Annotated in this window: 18 protein-coding genes; 3 read left to right on the top strand and 15 right to left on the bottom strand. The window is 58.3% G+C overall.

What is annotated here, in order from left to right; genetic code table 11:
- Positions 1-6: 6 nt before the first annotated feature.
- From ACXAGD_RS21750 to ACXAGD_RS21760, 3 genes are all read right to left on the bottom strand, one after another.
- Complete coding sequence (locus tag ACXAGD_RS21750) at positions 7-975, bottom strand: ion transporter (protein WP_475213988.1); 969 nt, start codon at positions 973-975, stop codon at positions 7-9.
- Between the two features lie 214 nt (positions 976-1,189).
- A complete protein-coding gene (locus tag ACXAGD_RS21755) occupies positions 1,190-1,909 on the bottom strand; it encodes a glutathione S-transferase family protein (RefSeq protein WP_475213990.1) in 720 nt (239 codons plus the stop codon).
- Positions 1,896-2,504 carry an NAD(P)H-dependent oxidoreductase gene (locus tag ACXAGD_RS21760; RefSeq protein ID WP_475213992.1) on the bottom strand — a complete coding sequence of 203 codons (609 nt, stop codon included), beginning with the start codon at positions 2,502-2,504 and terminating at the stop codon, positions 1,896-1,898. Before ACXAGD_RS21760 ends, ACXAGD_RS21755 begins: the two co-directional genes overlap by 14 nt.
- A gap of 132 nt (positions 2,505-2,636) precedes the next feature.
- On the opposite strand from ACXAGD_RS21760, the gene ACXAGD_RS21765 reads away from it, so the two are divergent.
- Positions 2,637-3,008 (top strand): winged helix-turn-helix transcriptional regulator, encoded by a 372-nt coding sequence (locus ACXAGD_RS21765; RefSeq protein WP_475213994.1) that lies wholly within the window; start codon positions 2,637-2,639, stop codon positions 3,006-3,008.
- 4 nt (positions 3,009-3,012) lie between these two features.
- Here ACXAGD_RS21765 and ACXAGD_RS21770 read toward each other — a convergent pair whose 3' ends face one another.
- Positions 3,013-3,942 carry a LysR family transcriptional regulator gene (locus tag ACXAGD_RS21770; protein WP_475213997.1) on the bottom strand — a complete coding sequence of 310 codons (930 nt, stop codon included), beginning with the start codon at positions 3,940-3,942 and terminating at the stop codon, positions 3,013-3,015.
- Between the two features lie 111 nt (positions 3,943-4,053).
- On the opposite strand from ACXAGD_RS21770, the gene ACXAGD_RS21775 reads away from it, so the two are divergent.
- Positions 4,054-6,516: a CoA transferase gene (locus ACXAGD_RS21775; protein ID WP_475214000.1), complete on the top strand. Its 2,463-nt coding sequence runs from the start codon at positions 4,054-4,056 to the stop codon at positions 6,514-6,516.
- Between the two features lie 58 nt (positions 6,517-6,574).
- Here the strand turns inward: ACXAGD_RS21775 and betA are convergent, their stop codons facing one another.
- Together betA and ACXAGD_RS21785 are read right to left on the bottom strand one after the other, a co-directional pair.
- Positions 6,575-8,311, bottom strand: a complete 1,737-nt coding sequence (betA, locus tag ACXAGD_RS21780; RefSeq protein ID WP_475214003.1) for a choline dehydrogenase — start codon at positions 8,309-8,311, stop codon at positions 6,575-6,577.
- Between the two features lie 5 nt (positions 8,312-8,316).
- The gene (locus ACXAGD_RS21785) at positions 8,317-8,676 is read right to left on the bottom strand and encodes a cupin domain-containing protein (RefSeq protein WP_475214005.1); all 360 of its coding nucleotides are present in this window, start codon (positions 8,674-8,676) and stop codon (positions 8,317-8,319) included.
- Positions 8,677-8,754: 78 nt separating this feature from the next.
- Here ACXAGD_RS21785 and betI point away from each other — a divergent pair, with 78 nt between their 5' ends.
- Positions 8,755-9,417: a transcriptional regulator BetI gene (gene betI / locus ACXAGD_RS21790; protein ID WP_475214007.1), complete on the top strand. Its 663-nt coding sequence runs from the start codon at positions 8,755-8,757 to the stop codon at positions 9,415-9,417.
- A 39-nt stretch (positions 9,418-9,456) separates the two neighbouring features.
- Here betI and ACXAGD_RS21795 read toward each other — a convergent pair whose 3' ends face one another.
- The 9 genes from ACXAGD_RS21795 to ACXAGD_RS21835 all read right to left on the bottom strand — a co-directional run bounded on the left by ACXAGD_RS21795 (position 9,457) and on the right by ACXAGD_RS21835 (position 19,190).
- Positions 9,457-11,217, bottom strand: coding sequence for a SulP family inorganic anion transporter (locus tag ACXAGD_RS21795; RefSeq protein WP_475214010.1), 1,761 nt, complete (start codon positions 11,215-11,217; stop codon positions 9,457-9,459).
- Between the two features lie 79 nt (positions 11,218-11,296).
- Positions 11,297-12,976 (bottom strand): bifunctional protein tyrosine phosphatase family protein/NAD(P)/FAD-dependent oxidoreductase, encoded by a 1,680-nt coding sequence (locus ACXAGD_RS21800; RefSeq protein WP_475214012.1) that lies wholly within the window; start codon positions 12,974-12,976, stop codon positions 11,297-11,299.
- Positions 12,977-12,997: 21 nt separating this feature from the next.
- Positions 12,998-13,882, bottom strand: coding sequence for an MBL fold metallo-hydrolase (locus ACXAGD_RS21805; protein ID WP_475214015.1), 885 nt, complete (start codon positions 13,880-13,882; stop codon positions 12,998-13,000).
- A 35-nt stretch (positions 13,883-13,917) separates the two neighbouring features.
- A complete protein-coding gene (locus tag ACXAGD_RS21810) occupies positions 13,918-14,130 on the bottom strand; it encodes a YgaP family membrane protein (RefSeq protein ID WP_475214017.1) in 213 nt (70 codons plus the stop codon).
- A gap of 103 nt (positions 14,131-14,233) precedes the next feature.
- A complete protein-coding gene (locus tag ACXAGD_RS21815; protein WP_475214019.1) occupies positions 14,234-14,905 on the bottom strand; it encodes a Crp/Fnr family transcriptional regulator in 672 nt (223 codons plus the stop codon).
- A 143-nt stretch (positions 14,906-15,048) separates the two neighbouring features.
- Entirely contained in the window at positions 15,049-15,972 is a 924-nt protein-coding gene (locus ACXAGD_RS21820) for an alpha/beta hydrolase family protein (protein ID WP_475214021.1), read from the bottom strand.
- A 30-nt stretch (positions 15,973-16,002) separates the two neighbouring features.
- The gene (locus ACXAGD_RS21825) at positions 16,003-17,001 is read right to left on the bottom strand and encodes an AraC family transcriptional regulator (protein WP_475214023.1); all 999 of its coding nucleotides are present in this window, start codon (positions 16,999-17,001) and stop codon (positions 16,003-16,005) included.
- 145 nt (positions 17,002-17,146) lie between these two features.
- Positions 17,147-18,394 (bottom strand): alpha/beta hydrolase family protein, encoded by a 1,248-nt coding sequence (locus ACXAGD_RS21830; RefSeq protein ID WP_475214025.1) that lies wholly within the window; start codon positions 18,392-18,394, stop codon positions 17,147-17,149.
- A gap of 43 nt (positions 18,395-18,437) precedes the next feature.
- Positions 18,438-19,190, bottom strand: coding sequence for a MipA/OmpV family protein (locus ACXAGD_RS21835; RefSeq protein ID WP_475214027.1), 753 nt, complete (start codon positions 19,188-19,190; stop codon positions 18,438-18,440).
- Positions 19,191-19,296 lie beyond the last annotated feature (106 nt).

Here is a 19,296-nt window from a genome sequence, read left to right on the forward strand (position 1 = left end):
GACGTCCTAGTCCGGCGCCTTGTCCAGTTCCGGCAGCGCTTGCCCGCAGGTTTTACACCGGCCTGATGCTGATAGCGTTTCGGAATGGATTTGTTCGCGGATGTGATTTGCAGCGCGGTGCGACAGACCCAACTGCTTTCTCAGGATTTCGATTTCCTTTTCTTCATCCTCGCAGATACCACCGTCCTCCAGTGCCGCGCGGAATTCCCGCTCCATCCGGGCGCGGCGCCGGTGTAGCTGATCGTTTAGGCCGCTGGCCAAGATGCCTGCGGGCAACGCCGCCATACCGATGCCGATCACCGTAATCAAAGCCCCAAATAGCTTTCCAGCCACAGTGACTGGCGTCACGTCACCGTAGCCTACGGTCGTCAACGTCGCCATGGCCCACCACATGGCCGCAGGGATTGAGCCAAACGCTTCCGGCTGGGCATCATGCTCAGCGATCCAGGCGCCGCTGGCGGCGAAAACCAGCATGACCATCAGAATGAAGAACCCGGCGAAGAACGATCCGGCCTCTTCTTCAAACACGGCAAACAGCATCCCAAGTGCCGGAGAATACCGAGTCAGTTTGAGCAGCCGCAACATCCGGAACGTCCGCAGGATGCGCAGATCCATGGGAAAAAGCAGATAAAGCAGAGCCGGCAATATCGCGAGCAGGTCGATCACGGCCAGCGGCGACTTGATCCAATCCCAACGGGACTTGTAATTTGGATCCTCGGGCGCAACCCAGAGTCGCGCGGCGTATTCGACCACAAAAACAACCAGCGACACTGTCTCGAACAGGTCCAGCGTTACGTGCCAGCGCGTGTAAATCGAGGCGACCGTTTCAAGGATGACGGCGGTGACATTGAGTGAAATGAGTAGGATCAGCGCGATCTCAAGCAGCCACGGCCCGGTCGCACTGCGGTCTGGCCTCTCCAGCCACCAGTATAGTTTCGCCCGCAGGCTTTTATGCTCCAGTGTCGTGTCACTCATTACGATATGTCATCCAGGCCCGGGTCATGGGGGGCGGTGCTCTCCCCAAGATCAAGTAGCCGACCCAAGAAGGCACATGCAGTACCATAATGAAACAGGCAATGGTTGTAACGGTGCGAACAAACCTGTGTCGCGCCGCCCGACGGTGCATGGCCAGATAGAACCGTTCGGGCGGCTTTCGACCCCGATCACAGGATCAATTGAGGATTGAGTGTCAGTCTTTCCTGACATCCCCGGCAAACCGGGCCGCGTTTTCCTTGGCAAAGGCGGTGGCATCGGCCTCTGTGTCCCAGAAATGTGGGTTTGCCTTGGGAATGGTCAGGGCCTTTTGCACTGCTGGGCGGGCATCGATCCGGTCGAACCAAGCCTGAAGGTGTGGTAGGCCTTCGACGCTGGCACGGGCCCAGACATACGCGCGAGCCCAGGGATAGATCATCATATCCGCGATGGTGTATTCCCCTGCCGCAAGCCATTCGCGACCCTCAAGATGGCTGTCGAGAACCTCAAGCAACCGCCGGGACTCGTCGACATAGCGTTTGATGGAAAACGGTTCCTCATGGCCGTTGGGGGCAGCGATATGCTGAAAGTACATCGCCTGTCCCATCATCGGACCGACATGGCCAACTTGAAAGAACATCCACTGCATCACCTCAGACCGTTTGACCGGGTCGGCGGGCAGGAACTTTCCGTATTTCTCAGCCAGATGCCAAAGGATCGCCCCGCTTTCGAAAATCGCCCGCCCTTCGGCCCGATCCTCAATCGTTGGTATCTTGCCGTTGGGGTTGAGTTTCAGGAAGTCCGGCGTTTTCTGTTCCTGTTTCGCGAAATCGATCGCGGTGAGGTCATAGGGAACACCCGCTTCTTCCAGAAAGATTACCGGTTTGTAGCCGTTCATAGTGGCTGCGGTGTAAAGATGGATATCAGGCTGGGACATGATCGGCCTCGGCGAAAACAGTGGTCAGGTGGGCAGTATAGCGTGTGAAGTCCGCCTCAATTGCAGGATTTTTCATCACGTCAAAGGCTGCGAAGGTCGGCATCTGCTCCATACCAAGGAATTTTGCGGTCAGATGAATCGGGCGCAGCAGATCATCGACGCTATCACCTGCAAAAAAGGGCTCTGACGGATCGTTGAACGCCTCCTGCGGGGCATTGAAGGTCACGGACAGCATATATTTCGTATTCCGTAGCCCGCCGCCCATACCATAGTTGGCTTTCGGCGCTTCGGTGGTGCGGCCATCGCCGGTGCTCAGACGTCCGTCCATCCCGGCGGTGTACACCTCGTCCATGTATTTCTTGAATACCCACGGCGTTCCCATCCAGTTCACCGGAAATTGCATGATGACTACATCAGCCCAGACATGGGCATCGACCTCGGCGTTCACATCGTAACCGTCCGCAATGGTCGTCAGGCGCACCGAATGACCTTTGCGCGCCAACGCCTCCTGTGCCTTTTGCGCCAGACTTGCGTTCAGTCGGCCCGGGGCAAACTCATAGGGTTGCGTGCCGTTGATGATAAGGATGTTGCTCATGTCTGGTTCCTTGTTCGTTGGCTCTGATGCCGCTTGACTTTGTGCGACGTGGTGATGAAGTTGTGTTCCCAATGAAGAAAATGCAACTAGTATACTTTTGGTAACCTAGTTTGTAGGCGACGGAGATGTAGGATGCGGGCACGGATCGAAGACAATGGAACCGGGCGGCGGCAAGTTTATGAAGCCTGTTCAGAGCCTTGCCCGATAGAGCGCGGCATGCGGATCATCGGAGGGAAATGGACGGGGTCCATCCTATGGCACCTGAAAGACGGCCCCGTGCGCTTTAACGATCTGTCCCGTCTAATTGGCGGCGCCAGTAAAAAGATGATTACTGAACGGCTGCGTCAGCTTGAGGCCCATGGTCTGGTTCAGCGCGAAGTGATGGATACTGCGCCAGTCTCGGTCCAGTACGAAATCACCGAATTTGGTCGCACCGCGTTGGGGTTTCTGGATGCATTGCGAAAGTGGAGCGAAGACCTGCCCGAGGAGGCTGCGAATAGCTGAGCACCTAGGGGCCGTCTGCCGGACCGTCCGACGCCGCCATCTTGAACCAGTCCACAAGACGCGCCAGCGCGCCATCTTTGTCGCGGAACGGTCGGTGTTGCAGAAAATATGAATAATCACGGTCAGAAATGGTCGGCCCCAGCCGAAGGATCTCCCCCTTGGCAAGCGCCTGATCGACCAGCCCATGCCACCCCAGACCCACCCCTTCTCCGCGCCGGACGGATTGCAGCAGAAAAGGATAGGCGTCGAATTCGGATGTGCGAGCGAATGACGGCGCCTGCAGGCCGATACGCTCGAACCATCCTTGCCAGGTTAGAAAACCGGACTCTCTAACGTCGAAATGCAGGAAGAGTGATGGCGACAGCCGAGAGATATTGCCCCCAGCTTCCGGGTGCGCGGCCAGAAAGTCGGGGCTGCAGATCGGAAAGACTTCGGATTTGATTAGCGGGATGAACGGTCGGTCCGGCAATCCGGCGGTGTCCCAGACCACAGCTGCGTCCAGTCGGCTGAGGTCAATGTCGCCCAGTTGATCCGTGGTGACCACCCTCACCTTTGATCCGCCCAAAAACTCTCGCAGATCCGAAAAGCGCGGCATCAACCATTGATCAGCAAAGCCGAATGAGCAGGCCAGTGTTACCTCTTGCCGGTCCGTCGGTGCCGAAATCTCGGTCCAGACCTGATCCAAATGGCCGAACCCCAAGGCAACAGCATCGGCCAGCCGCACAGCAGCAGCTGAAGGAATGACTTGGTTATTGTTGCGTTCAAACAGCGCCTGTCCCAACCGGCTTTCCAGCGTTGAAATATGTCTTGAAACAGCAGGTTGGCTCAACCCCAGCTCCTCAGCGGCGCGGGACAGGCTGGAATGGCGCACAGCGACCTCAAGAACCAGCAAGGCATTCAGCGAACCTGAGATGGGGCGTATAATTCTCTCCATAACAATTTGTTATCGGCTGCATCATGTTTTGGCCAGTGTACTTCCTCTATTTTTGCGGCTCATCTGTGTTGGAATCGCAAGCCCCTAACGAAAAGTCTGTGTGAAGCTATCATGACCCATCGCCCCTTATCCCACATTCGCGTCCTTGATTTCGGGCAATATCTGGCCGCCCCTCTTGTCGGCATGATGCTGGCCGACATGGGGGCCGAGGTCATCCGGATCGATCCGCCAAATGGCCCAACCTTTGACGATCCGGCGTTTCAGATGATCTCGCGCGGCAAGAAAACCCTGACTCTGGATCTGAAGACGGATCAGGGGCGGGAAACCGCAATCGAACTGGCAAAACGCGCCGATGTGGTGATCGAGAACTTCCGCCCGGGTGTCATGGACCGCCTTGGGCTGGGGCCGGATGTGCTTCGGGCCGCCAATGATCAATTGGTTTACCTGTCCATGCCCGGCTTTGCGTCGACCGATCCGGAACTGGCCCAGCTGCCCGCGTGGGAGGCCGTGATCGCTGCCTATACCGGACAATTCACCGATATGGGCCTGAACCGCCGGCTTATGGGGATCAACCCGTCCTTCACGCCGCTGACCCTGGCCTCGGCCTACGGCGCAAGCTTTGGGGCCATGGCGGTTCTATTTGCCCTGAACGCGCGCGATCGCAATGGCGGCGATCATATCGAGGTCCCTCTGGCCGCCGCATTGCTGGAAGGCCTGATCTACAATTGCGAGCAGATCGAGGACTACCCGGAGCGCTACAAATCCCCGCGCGAGGTTGAACTGGATAGGCGCGCCGCCGAAGGCCTGCCAATGAACCTAAAGTTCGATGAGCTGTCCGAATTCCTCGACCCGTTCTATCGCACATATACCTGTGCCGACGGGCGGGGGTTCTATGTTGTCTCGGGCTCAGTTGCCACCCATCCGCGCCGCGTGCTGGAGACGCTGGGGCTCAAGGATCTGGCAGACGAGATGCCTGATTTTTCGGCCTATCTGGACACCAAGGATTGGCCAGCGGAATGGTCAATGCGCAACTACCCGGTCGGGGCGTCTGATCGCGCGCGCGTGTCCGCGGCGATGAAGGAAGCGTTCCTGACCCGCCCCGCGCATGAATGGGAAGAGCTGTTCGGAACCGCCAAAGCCCCGGCCACGGCACAGCGGTTCAGCAAGGAATGGCTGGCTGATCCCCATGCTCTGGCCTCAGGATTGGTGCTGCAGGTCGACGATGCCCGCCACGGCGAAATGCGTCAGATGGGCAATGTTGCTTGGCTGTCCGGGGATGAGGCGTCGTCGGACAAGACCGGCCCTGCGGCGGCTGACTTGGACGCCTTGCTGGCCGCTGCACCGCGCGCCAGCGGCACCACCGGCAGCGGTGGTTGGCTGGATGGCCTCAAGGTTCTAGACCTGACCAATGTCATTGCGGGGCCGACCATCGGCTCGACTCTGACGCGTTATGGGGCCGATGTGACGCTTGTGCAACCGGTTGAACCCTCGGTCGATCCCTGGAACACGGTTGTTTTTGGCGTTCACGCGCAACGAGGCAAGGAAAGCATCCTTCTGAACCTGCGAAGTGACGACGGGCGCCAGGTTCTGGCCAAGCTCATAGCCGAAGCCGACGTGATCACGATTAACGGCACGGATGAACAGCGCGACAAGCTGGGGCTTACGCCCGAACGCCTTAGCGAGATCAATCCGCGTCTCATTCTGGTTCAGCTGGACGCGTTCGGTGGGCCGATGCGCGGGCCGAAATCCGACCACCTTGGTTACGATGATCTGGCGCAAGCAGCGACCGGAGTCATGGTGCGCTTTGGTGGCGGCATGGAAACCCCAGAAGAACATGCGCATTTCGGAACCATTGACGTTCTGACCGGTTTCTGTGCCTGTGTGGCGCTGGGTGGCGCTTTATTGCGTCTGCGCGAGACCGGAAAGGGTGGCATTGCACGCGCGTCTTTGGCAGGGGCGGGCAACCTCATTCAGGCGCAATTCATGTATGACTATGACGACCGCGCGCCGTTTGACGAACCATCTGGTCGCGAGGCACTGGGATGGGGTCCGTTCTATCATTGCTATGAGGCCGCAGATCAGTGGCTGTTCTTCGCGGCCCCGACCGAGCGGCAGGCTGCGCTTGCCCGTGTCCCGGAGTTGGCTGACCTTGTAGAGGTGCCATTGGATGGTCTGCATGACGCCTTGGCAGAGCGGTTCCGAACGCAGCCGCTCTCGTTCTGGCAACAGACATTATCGGCGGGTCAGAGCACGGTTGTCCCGCTCGCATCCCTGCATGACACGCGCGACAAAGCTCTGCAGCATGAAAGCGCGGGTGACATTGATTTGGCCGATGCAACTTTCCGCGTCATTCGCCATGATCAGCACCCTATGGGACGCTGGTGTGATCTGGTCGCCCCGAACGCAGTGCGGCCTAAATCCGGCCGGATCAGTATTCCAGGGCCGATGCCGAAATACGGGCAGCACACGCGGTCTATTCTGACGCGGCTGGGCTATGAGGACCAGCAGATCGACGAGCTAATCGCTGCAGGCACCGCCGGCACAAGCTGGTCGGAAAGATACTTGCCCGAGTAAGCGAGATAAGGCGGCGGGCCCTGGCTGGCCTGCCGGCCGATTTAAGGGCAATGCCCGGTCATCGATACGTTGTGCCACCCACTAGCCTGCGTTCGTCAGCAAAGAGCGCGCCGGTATCCTTGCCGCTCAGATCCAGATCAATTTCACCCGATCGCTGACAGCTCTGCCAGTTGGCATCCACCATCACCGGCGCTGGATCGGCCGCGGGCAAGCTGGTCCCCCGGATCAGATCAGCAGCGCGTTCCGCCAGCATCAGCGTCGGTACGTTGAGGTCTCCGGCCGTTGCCTGCGGCATGACCGAGGCATCTACGACGCGCAACCCCTCTGTCCCGTGAACGCGCATCGTGTTGGGATCGACGACGGAGTGCGGATCCACACCCATCCGACAGGTACCACAGGGATGATAGGCGCTTTCCACCTTGTCCTTGATGAACTGATCGATCTGCGTGTCGCTTTCGCAACGCGGTCCCGGAGCCAATTCGCGCCCGGCGAAAGAAGCCAAAGCGGGTTGCTGAAAAATCTCGCGCGTCAAGCGGACGCAGGCGCGCATCTCCTGCCAGTCATCCTCATGGCTCATATAGTTGAACCGAACGCGGGGAGCGCCCAGCGGGTCTGATGCGTTCATCCTCACCCTGCCCCGGCTTTTCGATCGTTTCGTACCCACATGCACCTGAAATCCGTGGCCTTTGGCCAGCGATTTCCCGTCATAGGAAATGGCCAGCGGCAAGAAATGAAACTGAATGTCCGGGTAAAGGACACCGGCACGACTGCGGATATGAGCCCCCGCCTCGAAGTGATTGGTGGCCCCAAGGCCATCGCGGCGCAGAAGCCAGCGCAACCCGATCCGGGCTTTGCCCATCAGGCTCATATGCGGGTAGAGCGATACCGGCTGCGTGCATTCCTGCTGCACGTACAGCTCAAGATGATCCATCAAATTGCCACCGACGCCCGGCAGATCATGGACAACATCGATCCCGGCCTGTTGCAGGTCACCCCCAGGCCCAATGCCCGACCGCTGTAGAATGACAGGCGACATGATCGCGCCTGCGGATAAGATCACTTCCGCGCCGCGCACCTGAACCCGGTTTCCATTATGCTCGTATTCAACGCCGACCGCTTTGCGTCCCTCTATCAGGATGCGCGTTGTGTGGGCATGGGTTACGACCAGGACGTTGCCCCGTGCCATGGCCGGGCGCAGATAAGCAACGGCGGCGCTGCAGCGCTCACCCCCACCCACGTTCATTTCCATCGGACCAAAACCCTCATGCTGAAGGTCGTTCATGTTGGCGCTGCGGGCGTACCCGGCCTGAACACCCGCCTCGATGAACGCCTGATACAGCGGGTTGGTTTCCGCCCCTCGGGTCACCTTGATCGGGCCACTGCGCCCCCGAAACGTGCCTGCGTCCGAGGCGTTTTCAAGCCGCTTGAAATAGGGCAGCACGTTAGCCCAGTTCCATCCCGTGGCCCCGTGATCCGCCCAAAGCTCATAGTCCATTGGGTTGCCGCGCACATAACACATACCATTGATCGAGCTTGATCCCCCCAGCCCCTTGCCCCGCGGCAGGTTCATAACACGCCCGTCCAGATGCGGCTCGGGTTCGGTCACAAAGCCCCAGTTGAAGCGCTTGGTGTTCATAGGGATCGACAGGGCCGACGGCATCCGCACGATCAACGTGTTGTCACTGCCTCCGGCCTCAAGCACCAGAATACGTTTGCGTGTGTCTTCGCCCAACCGGTTCGCCAACACACATCCCGCAGACCCAGCGCCCACAATGATATAGTCGTAGTGTTCCATCCGGTTCAGCGGATCATTGCCATGAATTTGACAACCGTTTCGGGCTGTTTCCACGTGCCGGTGAACCCTTTGGGAAGCAGGAAAGCCTGGCCGGGCCCAAACCTGTCTGAGCTGCCATCGGGGTAAATCAACTCGACCGTTCCGACGATCATGTACATGAACTCGTCATAGTCATAGTCGACGATCTCATCCGTGTAGGGCTCGCATTTCCAGGTTCCGACACGCACCTCGTCCGAGGCGCGATCGATCACTAGGTTTTCCCATTCCTGCGGCGCGGCCACTTCGGGCGAGCTCATGACCATCTGGCGAGGGTCAGCCATCAGGGCATGTGCCCCGGCATCGGTCAGGTTGATTGCGCGGATCATTTGAGCCTCCGGTCACGTGTTTCGGAACGGCTAACATTGATTGAACGACCGTTCAACGATTCATTGAACCGTTGTTCAATGAATTCTCTGGCCTTCAACCCAAGCGCCGTCTACAACGGCTCGAAGTCAGAGGATGTCAGCCCAGTGCCCCGTTTGTCAGACGTTGAAACCCGCAAGCTTCAGATCATTGAAGCCACTATGGACGTGCTGAATGATCAGGGGTTCTGTGCGCTGAAGATCAGAGATGTGGCCCGACAGGCGGGTGTCTCTGCTGGGCTGGTCTGCCACTATTACGACACCAAACAGGGGCTGCTGCTGGCAGCGATCCGTCATGCGGTGACCTCTTACAGAGAACAGCTAGACCTGATCTCGACGCAAGACACCCCGCCCCGGGACAAAGTTCTGGCACTGGTACGCATGGCGCTGGCACCCGAGCAGTCGAACAAGCGGCTGTCGTCGGTCTGGCTGACACTCTATTGTCTGGCCGGATCGGACGCTGAGTATCACCAGGAACTGCTGCGCTATCAGCAGCAGAACCTAAACGTCGTTCGTTTGGCAATCGCGCCGCTTTATCCAGTAGAAGAGGCCGGGCAAGTTGCGCGCATGATCGTCGCGCTCATTGACGGTGTGTGGCTGCAACACGCAACCCGTGTTGAGCCCGTCGACCTGAAAGCCGCGCAAAATCTAGTGGCCACCCTGACAGAACAGGCGTTGTCCGCTCACCACTCGGACGGGCCGTAGACTGCCCGCGCGACGCGATCGAAGACCCCGCAGCGGGAGTTAGCCGCCAACCGAGGACAAGCTCGTCGCGCCACCCGCGCTGAGGTCGCTTTGGGCAAGACTTGTCCAGGCATCGTATTGCGACAGAAACACCTGACCGTTCAACATTTCGGGGAAATACGTGCGGTTCAGCCTGTCCATGACCGGCCCCTTGACCTCGGACAGGTGTAGACCAACCCCCATTTCGGTCAGCTGGTGGTTTATCACCTCAAGGCTTTCCAGGGCGGAAAAGTCTACCTCATTCACCGCCGAGAACATCAGCACCACATTCTGAACCGCGCATCCTTCGGTCATGCGGTTTTGGATCAGCGTCTCAAGGAACCGCGCATTCACGAAGTATAGACTCTCATCCACGCGTAGTGTCACCAGTGACGGCACGGTTTCAACCTCATGACGTAGGATGTTACGGAAATGCTGGGTTCCGGGGACTAGGCCAACCTCGGCCACATGCGGGCGCGAGGTCTTGTAGAGGTGCAACAGAACCGAGATCGCCACACCGGAGGCCACTCCAACCTCAACACCCAGTCCCAGCGTCAGCAGGATGGTCGCCGCCACGGCGATAAAATCGGCACGGGAGTAGTTCCAGGTTTTTTTCAGGATGGACAGGTCCACAAGGCTGAGCACGGCAACGATGATGGTTGCAGCCAACGTAGCCTTGGGCAGGTAGAAGACCAAAGGTGTCAGAGCGATCGCTGCTATGGCCAGACCAATGGCGGTAAAGGCCCCCGCCGCTGGCGTTTCCGCCCCGGCGTCGAAGTTGACGACCGAGCGGGCAAAGCCGCCAGTCACCGGATACCCCCCGGTAAAAGCGGCACCGAGATTTGCAGCCCCCAGCCCGATCAATTCCTGATCCGGGTCAATCCGCTGACGCTTTTTGGCGGCCAGAGTTTGCGCCACCGAGACGCTTTCGACAAAACCAATAATCGAAATCAGGATGGCGGGCACAGCAAGCGCACTGACCAATTCCGTCGAAAACCCCGGCAAGGTCAGGGGCGGCAAGCTTTGAGGGACGCTCCCAACAATCTGCACCCCCTCTGCAGCCAGACCGAGCCGCCAGACGGCAACGGTCGTGGCGACCACGGCTGCGACGGGACCGGCCTTAGTCAGAATATCGGCAAGCACCGGCGGCACTCCCAACCGGTTCAGAAATGGTCTGAGGTTCTTTCGCACCCAGAACAGGAACCCGGTCGCCAAGGTTCCGATTGTCACCGTGACCCAGTTGATTTCGGGCAGGTGCTGAAAGATCGAGCCCAGCATTTCCGGCAGCGTATGCCCATGCGCGCTGACCCCCAGTATATGCTTGACCTGACTGGTCGCAATCAGGATGCCCGAGGCCGTGATGAACCCCGCAATAACCGGATGGCTGAGGAAATTGGCCAGGAACCCAAGGCGCAAGACACCCATCAGCACAAGGAACCCGCCAGAAAGAAAGGCCAGCGTCAACGCCGCGATTGCATAGCCCGCAGTGCCTTGTTCGGCCACTTGCCCGATGGCTGTTGCGGTCAGCAGCGAAACCACTGCCACGGGCCCAACCGCCAACGCTCGGCTGGTGCCGAAGATTGAATAAAGCACAATGGGCACGATGGATGCGTAGATCCCTGCCTCTGGAGGCAACCCGGCCAGCAAAGCATAGGCCAGCGATTGCGGGATCAGCATGATCGTCACTATCAGGGCCGCAATAAGGTCGTTTGAAAAGGCGCCGCGTGTGTAGGTTCGGCCCCAGTCCAGAACAGGGACATAGTGGCGGAGTCGTTCGATCATCTAGACTTTCCGATGTTCAGAGCGAGCAGTGCAGTCGGCACCCCCCGCAAGTCGCGCGCAAAACACGCAGACCCAATCCCTATTCAGGCGCGACATTCAGCTTTTCAGGCCGCGCCATCCATTCCTTGCCACGCAACATGGCCTTCCAATAGATTGGCGGCAGCAGGCTTTCCTTCAGGAACCACGCCATGCGGCTTGGTTGCGTGCCGTCGATCAGGAAACGCGGGAAACTGGGTTTCAGCGCACCGCCATAACCAAATTCGGCCAGCACGATCTTGCCGCGTTCAACCGTCAGCGGGCAGGATCCATAACCGTCATACTGCGCCACGGCCGAGCGTCCGGCGATGTCAGCCACGATATTCCCCGCAACCGTTGGCGCCTGTTTACGTGCCGCAGCAGCGGTTTTTGCATTCGGCGCGTTCATCACGTCACCCAGTGACCAGATATTGTCATAGCTTTTGTGGCGCAGGGTCGACTGATCCACATCGACCCAACCCGCCGCATCTGCCAGCGGTGAGACGCGTACAAAATCGGGCGCCGTCTGCGGCGGGCAGACATGGATCATTTCAAAATCGACCTCCACCGTATCCCGTTCACTGTCCGGTTTGTTCACTTCGAATACCGCCCTTTTGGCTGGCCCGTCGATCGACACCAGATTGTGGAAGAAGTTCAGGGAGGCGTCATATTTCTCGACATAGCGCTCCAACGCCGGGACATAGTCCTTGACCCCGAACAGCACGCCGCCCGCGTTCATGAACTGGATGTCGATATCTTTCAAAACACCGCTCCGAAACCATGCATCGCCTGAGAGGTACATGGCCTTTTGCGGCGCGCCGGCACATTTGATCGGCATTGGCGGCTGAGTGAACAGCGCCCTGCCCTCTTTCATCTCTTGCACCAGTTGCCAGGTGTAGGGCGCAAGGTCATAGCGATAGTTCGACGTTACACCATTGCGGCCCAAGGTCTCTTCCAGCCCTTCGACCTTGCCCCAATCCAGCTTCAGCCCGGGGCAAACGACAAGGCGGTCATATTTCACCACCCGGCACCCGTCCAGAACGACGGCGTTGTTCTGCGGCTCGAACGAGGCGACTGCTGCCTTGATCCAGTGAACGCCTTTCGGGATCAGGCTGCCCATGGTTTTCGCAGTGGTCTGAGCGTCAAAGATGCCGCCGCCCACCATGGTCCAGCCGGGCTGATAATAGTGAATGTCGGCGGGGTCGATCACCGCGATGTCCAAATCAGGTTGCCGCGATTTGAGGCTGGCGGCGACCGAAATGCCGCCCGCACCCGCACCGACAATCACGATCTGGAAGTGCGCATCGCCCGACTCGGTCGGGGTTTTGCCGCCATTGGCAATCCGGCGGGCAACGCCGTTCATGTCATAGCCTGCTGCCTTGGTGGCCATCAGTATCTCGGAAATCGGGCGTTTCTTGGCCTCGTGAAACGACCATAGCGTGGCCGAGCGTGTGCCGGTCCGGCAATAGGCCAGCACCGGGCGCTGGAGGTCCTCCAACGCCTCTCCAAACGCAGCAACGTCCTGATCCTTCACAATGCCGGACTGCACCGGGACATAACGTGCCTCAATCCCTGCAGCCTCGGCAGCTTTGGCGATCTCTTTGAACGAAGGCTGGTCGGCGCCTTCGCCATCCGGCCGGTTGCAGATTATCGCGCGGTATCCCTGTGCCGCAACAGTCTGGACGTCCTCAACCGAGATCTGCGGACTGACCGTGAACTTGGGTGATATGGTACGAAGTTCCATGACTCTCCTCCCTTTTGCGGCTTACAGCCCGTTGACCGGTACTTTGAGCATCGGGTTCCCATCCGCGTCGGTCGGCACTTCTCCGGCCCGCATGTTGACCTGCAGGGATGGGATGATGAGGTTGGGCATAGCAAGCGTTGCATCCCGTTCAGTGCGGAACCTGACAAACTCTTCCTTCGTCTTGTCACCGCCGACATGGATGTTGTTGGCCTTTTCCTCGGCCACGCTGGTTTCCCAAGCGATATCGCGCCCGTTTGGCCCATAATCGTGGCACATGAACAGCCGGGTTTCATCTGGCAGCGCCAGAACCTTCTGGATCGAGTCGTAAAGAACGCCGGCATCCCCTCCCGGGAAATCGGCGCGGGCCGAGCCTCCGTCCGGCATGAACAAGGTGTCGCCGACAAAGGCCGCATCGCCCATCACATGCACCATGCAGGCGGGAGTGTGACCGGGCGTATACATGGCAAAGGCCTGCATCGTGCCAATCATGTAGGTATCACCGTCTTCGAACAGCGCATCGAATTGCGACCCATCACGCTGAAACTCGGTGCCTTCGTTGAAGACCTTTCCGAACGTGTCCTGCACCACGGTGATCTTTGCGCCGACCCCGATCTTACCCCCCAGTTTTTCCTGAATATACGGCGCGGCGGACAGGTGATCGGCGTGGACATGGGTTTCGATGATCCATTCCAGCTTCAGCCCCTTTTCCCTGATCACGCGGATCAGTTCATCCGCATGATCAAAAGTGATGCGTCCCGCCGCGTAGTCGATATCCATAACGCTGTCGACGATGGCGCAGGCGTTCGAACCCGGGTCCTTGACGATATAGCTGATGGTATTCGTGGCCTCGTCAAAAAACGCAAAAACGTCGGGTTTTACGGCCATATTTACGGGATAGGTCGTCATTTGGTGTCTCCTCCGGGTCGTATTCAGCGTTTGGGTCAGCCGCAGTCGCTGCAGGTTTTCAGGCCGATGATACGGTAGAGCGGGCAGTTCCCTACAAAAGCCGTCAGCGTGAAGACCGCCGCGACGATCAACGCCAGCCAGAACAGGGCACCGGTGCCCAGAAGGGCTGTTCCAAAGGCGGCATAAGCCAGGGCTGTAGCAATCACGATGCGCAGGGTGCGGTCTATTTTTCCCATATTGGTGGTCATGTCTCACTCCATCGAGAATCGATGGGTGTTCAATCGCACAGGCGGGACCAGAGCTTTGGTGACTTGGTCACCAAAGCCGCAAATTTTCGAGAATTGAAAGACGTCAGGCGGCGCTGGCCGCTTTCACCATATGCTCCAGCCCTTCGCGTTCGGTCAGGTGGACCTCACCTCGGGCTTGCTCGACCCATCCACGACGCTGGAATTCGGAGAGGGTGCGCGAGACCACCTCGCGCGCGGTGCCCAACTCGGTTCCCAGAATGGCGTGGGTTGCGTGAACGATGTTGTCTTCGTCCGCAAGTTCCAGCAACCGTGCGGCCAGACGGACATCCATGCGTTGAAAAACGATGTCGTCGATCAATGTGAACAGATCGGTGATCCGCCGGGAATAGGCGGTAAAGACAAACTCGCGGAACACCGTCGATTTCGCCACCAGCCCGTCAAAGGTGTATCGCGGAATGGCGACGGCGGTAATGTCGGTTTCGGCGATCCCGTCGGCCGAGTAATCCTCGAACGCCAACATGCAGGCGGTGGTCAAAACGCAGCTTTCACCGGCATGAACCCGATACAGAAAGACCTCTCGGCCGGTGTCCGATTTCTGCTGCACCCGCACGGTGCCGTCCAGCAACAGCAAAAGGTTGTCTGCCGTCTGACCCGGAGCAAAAACCTGCGTGCCCGCGGGTAGGGAGACGACCTGACTGCCTGCAACAAGCTCTGCCCGAATGTCATCGGGCAGGCGGCTTAGGCCTTTGAATTTATCGATCCACGCGTGATCCATGACTTCCTGCTCGGCTAATGCGGGTTCGAAGGTTCCCGACTGTACGTATTCACCAATTTGAAATCGTATCTGCAGCCTGTTGTAAACCGTTCAGAAAATATTCAGGGGCAACGGGACCAGAAGGTCTGGCCCCGCTGACGAGTCTAAAACGTCATGTATTTGTCGAAGAACGCGACCATGGTTTCGGGGTTTTCGCCGAAATAGTTGTAGCCGTCGAACCGCACCGTTGTGCCTTCGATCCACATGAGTTTTTTGTCCTCTTCCGGCAGGGTCAGGCGGTCGAACGTGCCCTGTACGTCTTCGGGGCGGGTCCAGATGTCGTCCCGCACCTGAATGATGTAGGTCGGTATTTTGACGTTGGCGGCAAAGTTGTGCGGTGTCATCTTTTCCATCGGAAATGCGCCAAGGTGCTGCTGTTCCTGATCGAGAATGTCAATGAAATCTCCAATACCCTGCAGTTTGCCAATCTCTTCGGACGCTGTGCGCGACGAACAGGGTTGCGGGCAGACAAAGGCCCTGACGTCCTTGAACAGGTCGGGCCGTTTGGTCATGGCGACCATAGCCGAGTTGCCGCCGTTGCACGGGTTGAACAGGCCCACGGTCATGTGTCTCAGCGTCTCGTGGTTCTGCACATATTCCTGCGCTCCGGCCACATCGCGCCACTCGAACAGGCCATAGGCGGCTAGACCGCCATTGGCAGCACCGCTGTGGCCATGATTGCGCATGTCATAGGTCAGCACGTTGTAACCGGCATCTTGCAGCGCCTTGTAAACCTTGTTGAATTCAACCTCGACCGGCGCGAATTGTGACCACGGCTCCAGATGGCCGGGAAAGCCATAGCGGCTGAAGGTCAGGGGGTGGTTGCAGACGATCAGCTTGTCGCTGCCTTCACAAGGAATAAACCAGGCCTCCAGCGGGACACCGTCCAACGCGGGAAAGAAGACATCTTCATAATCCATGCCATAATCAGCCGGTGTTTTCAGAACTGGGGTACGGTTGATGATCATGTTGCCTTGGGCCATGCCCTGAATGATGGCCATTTGCTCTGCGGTTGGTTGCGCGGTCATGGCATTTCTCCCTGAAATTCCGTTCGTTGTTTACTGGTTGACCTCAAGTTGCGCCTGGCGCCATTCGGCGGGCGTTCTGCCCTCCCATTTGTGGAAGGCACGGTAGAAGGATCCCTGATCCTCGTAGCCCAGCAGATAGACGATTTCGGTGACGTCGAACTCGGGTTCCGAGAGGTATTCGCAGGCCAGCCTGTGGCGTGTGTCCGACAGCAGGGCCTGAAAACTCTGCCCTTCTTCTTTGAGGCGGCGTTGTAGAGACCTTTCGCTGATGGCCATCTGGCGGGCGATACTACGCAGTTCCGGGCGCCCAGCAGTCAGGCAGCGACGCAGGTGCCAGCGAACCTGATCGGATAGCGAACCCTTTGTCTGATGTCGGCCCAGCTCCTGATCCAGCGCCGCATCCAGCATTTCCAGCAGCTCTCGATTATAGCTGGCAAACGGGATGTCCAGTTCGGATTTGCGAAAGACCAGCCGCGCAGTGGGTGCGTACCAATTCACGGGGCAACCGAACCATGTCTCGATCTTTTCGCTGCGCGCTCGGCACAGGTCCATGCGATCGGGCATGATCTCATTTTCCGTTCCCGCCCGGGCCATACTGACCAGAAAGGCGAAACTTGCATCGATCAAGGCATCCGGCTGCGGTTCGTTTGCATAAGGCCAAGCGGTGGTGATGACACATTCTTGGGCGGTTGTCGTGATCTGGAACTCTTCCGGCGCGGTCAACGCCTTGAACCGCGCGACCCGGTGCAACGCTTCACCCAGATTTTTGGCGTGAAAGGCAACCATGAGCGATGGCGGCATGGTCGCCCCCTGCATTTGGGTAGACAGATCAAAGCCGACATCCGGACCACCCAGCGCCTCAAGCGCGCGCCACAATGCAAACAACTGTGCCGTGGACATCCGCGCATCGCGCTGGACGACGCTAGGATGCAGTTGCGCCTTGTGAACAAGGGCTGAACGCCGTATCGAAAGGCGCTCGGCGGCCTGCCAGAAGGCGTGAGGGGTTTTTATGCGGTCGGGTGATATCATGCGGGCAAACGCCCTTTGTCGGCATCGAAGGCCCTTACGGTCCCATATGAACCGGCTAAATTCGGGTATGTCATGATATTCGTCCTTGTCAGCCTGCAGCCAACATAGGGTAACAAAGACCCAAGTTAATTAGCAGAGCCCGCCATTATCGTGGCAGAGTGCGCCAATCGATCTTTCCAAGAAACTCGGCAACAACCTCTTCCCAAAGATTCGGCAGGTAGAGCGCCCAATGTCCATTGCCATACCCCGGAACCCTGACCACGTGCAGCTGATTGTCGACGCCAAGCGCCTCCATTTCAGCAAGGTTCGCACTGGAATGTTCAATACTGTAATGCGAGTCCTGCTCACCATAGATCGAAAGGACTGGACCGTCGAATGATCCAATCCGCCGGAAAAGGGTCGGATTGATCGAGGGATCTCCGTACTTTTCGTTCACCCAACCCCCGACAAAGTTGATCACGCCCGCAAATTCCTGTGGGGTATGACCGGCCTGCATGACCGCGACAACACCGCCACGCGACATCCCCGCCAGCAAGGCTTTGCCGCTGTCCACGTCCGGACGTTGTCTCAAGGCTGACAATGCGGCGTTTGCATCCTCCAGCGCCCTATCGGCCCCCGGAAGGGACAAGTCAGGTTCTGGTGAATATCCAAGCGACCTGTCCTCGGCGAACCCTTCGTCATACAGCCCATCCGACCCGCCACGGCCACGTCTTTGTGGATAGGCAGCCAACCAGCCATCCGCGTTCAAAACGTCTGCAAACCAATCATAAGCCCACACTCGCCCGAAATCATTCGGGTTTGTGCCCCGGCCGGTTGATCCGTGATGAACGATCGCCAGCGGGAATGGCCCCTCACCCTTCGGGCGGTAAACGACAACGGCAAGCCTGATGTTGCTGCCGCCTTCAACCAGGTCTGTTTGCAGGAACTCAAGCTCTCCAATCGAAAACCAATCATCCGCCGGAGAGGCCAGCAGAGCCGCCAGTTCCCTGCGTTCGAGGATTGCAAAACTCTTGTTGTTCGCAAACACTCCACGCATTCGCCCCGTAGGTGACAATGAATAGCGTGCAGGAAAGCCACCATCCGCAAAGACCAGCGTATCGCCTTCGATCATTGCCTTGCGTCTGATCCACCGACCGCGGTTTTTGAGGTCATTTCCGACCGCATAAATGACGTCCGCAAGACCGTCGCGTCCAAGGCTTTCGACGATCATGATGTGGTTTTTCCGATTGTCGAACTGTCCTACCCAAGTTCCCAGAAAAGGCGCATCTGGCTGCTCGGCAGAAACCGCGTCCTCAGGCAATGGAACATCACCCACGAACACGGCTTCCTGCGCGTTCGAAAGCCCGGTAAGCAAAACTGAAGCTAAGAAAACACGACAAATAAGACGTAGCATTCCTAAACCCTACGCCGCGTCGTAGCGCCATTCCAGAGCTGGGTTAAAATGCGCGGGTGAACCCGAAACCTAAGACAAACTGGTTGGCATCACCACGCTCCGAAACGATGGGGCTATCTGCGGCATCCCCCAGTAGCCGGCTGTAAAGAAAACCGGTTCCAACTTGCCATTCTCGGCTCAGCGGTTGGATGAACACGGCCCCGAAACGCAGATCACGCATACCGGACCCTGCGCCAAAGACGGGCAGCCCGCTCGCAGTAGCGCCCGCAGGTGTCACCGAGAAATAGGTACTCATATAGTCTGACGACCCAAACGAAGCCGCCGTGTACAGACCCAAGGCCGCATAGCGCCCGACCGGGATCCATCTGTTGAAATTGACGGAAACCGTGTAGCCGTCATTGTCGCCTGCAATACCGTGCAAGAAGCTGGCGCCCACCACCCACCTGTTCCGGGGGTCGTTGCCTACCTCTTCATATGCCCCAAAAGCACCCAGCTCGAACGAGCCATCGATTTCGGGCAGTTTGTCAACGACATCGTCTTTGACATCCTCTCTGCCAAATCGGTACATACCGGCCGGACCAAAACGCCAATTGCGATCTTCGAGCAGGTTTAGCCGCGCGTAGTTGACCTCAAGCGCAATGTATCGCTGTTCACCAAAGGTATAGCGGGCGATTGGGGCGGCACCGATGACATTTTCGTCTGCCCCGTAGTATTCCGGATAGGACCCTATCCCAAGCCCGACATAAGACGGTAGATAGGTTGGAGCCAGCGAAAGAAACTGCGAGTCCGCTGCCACCGCACCGGCCGATAGGCAAAAGCAATACAGACTGCGGCTGAGCACTGAGGACAGCAAGGTGCACCTTTTATTGTTACGGCTTTGTTGGGTGCTTGCTGTGATTGAC

This window comes from Ruegeria sp. ABF4_144, from assembly GCF_056160045.1.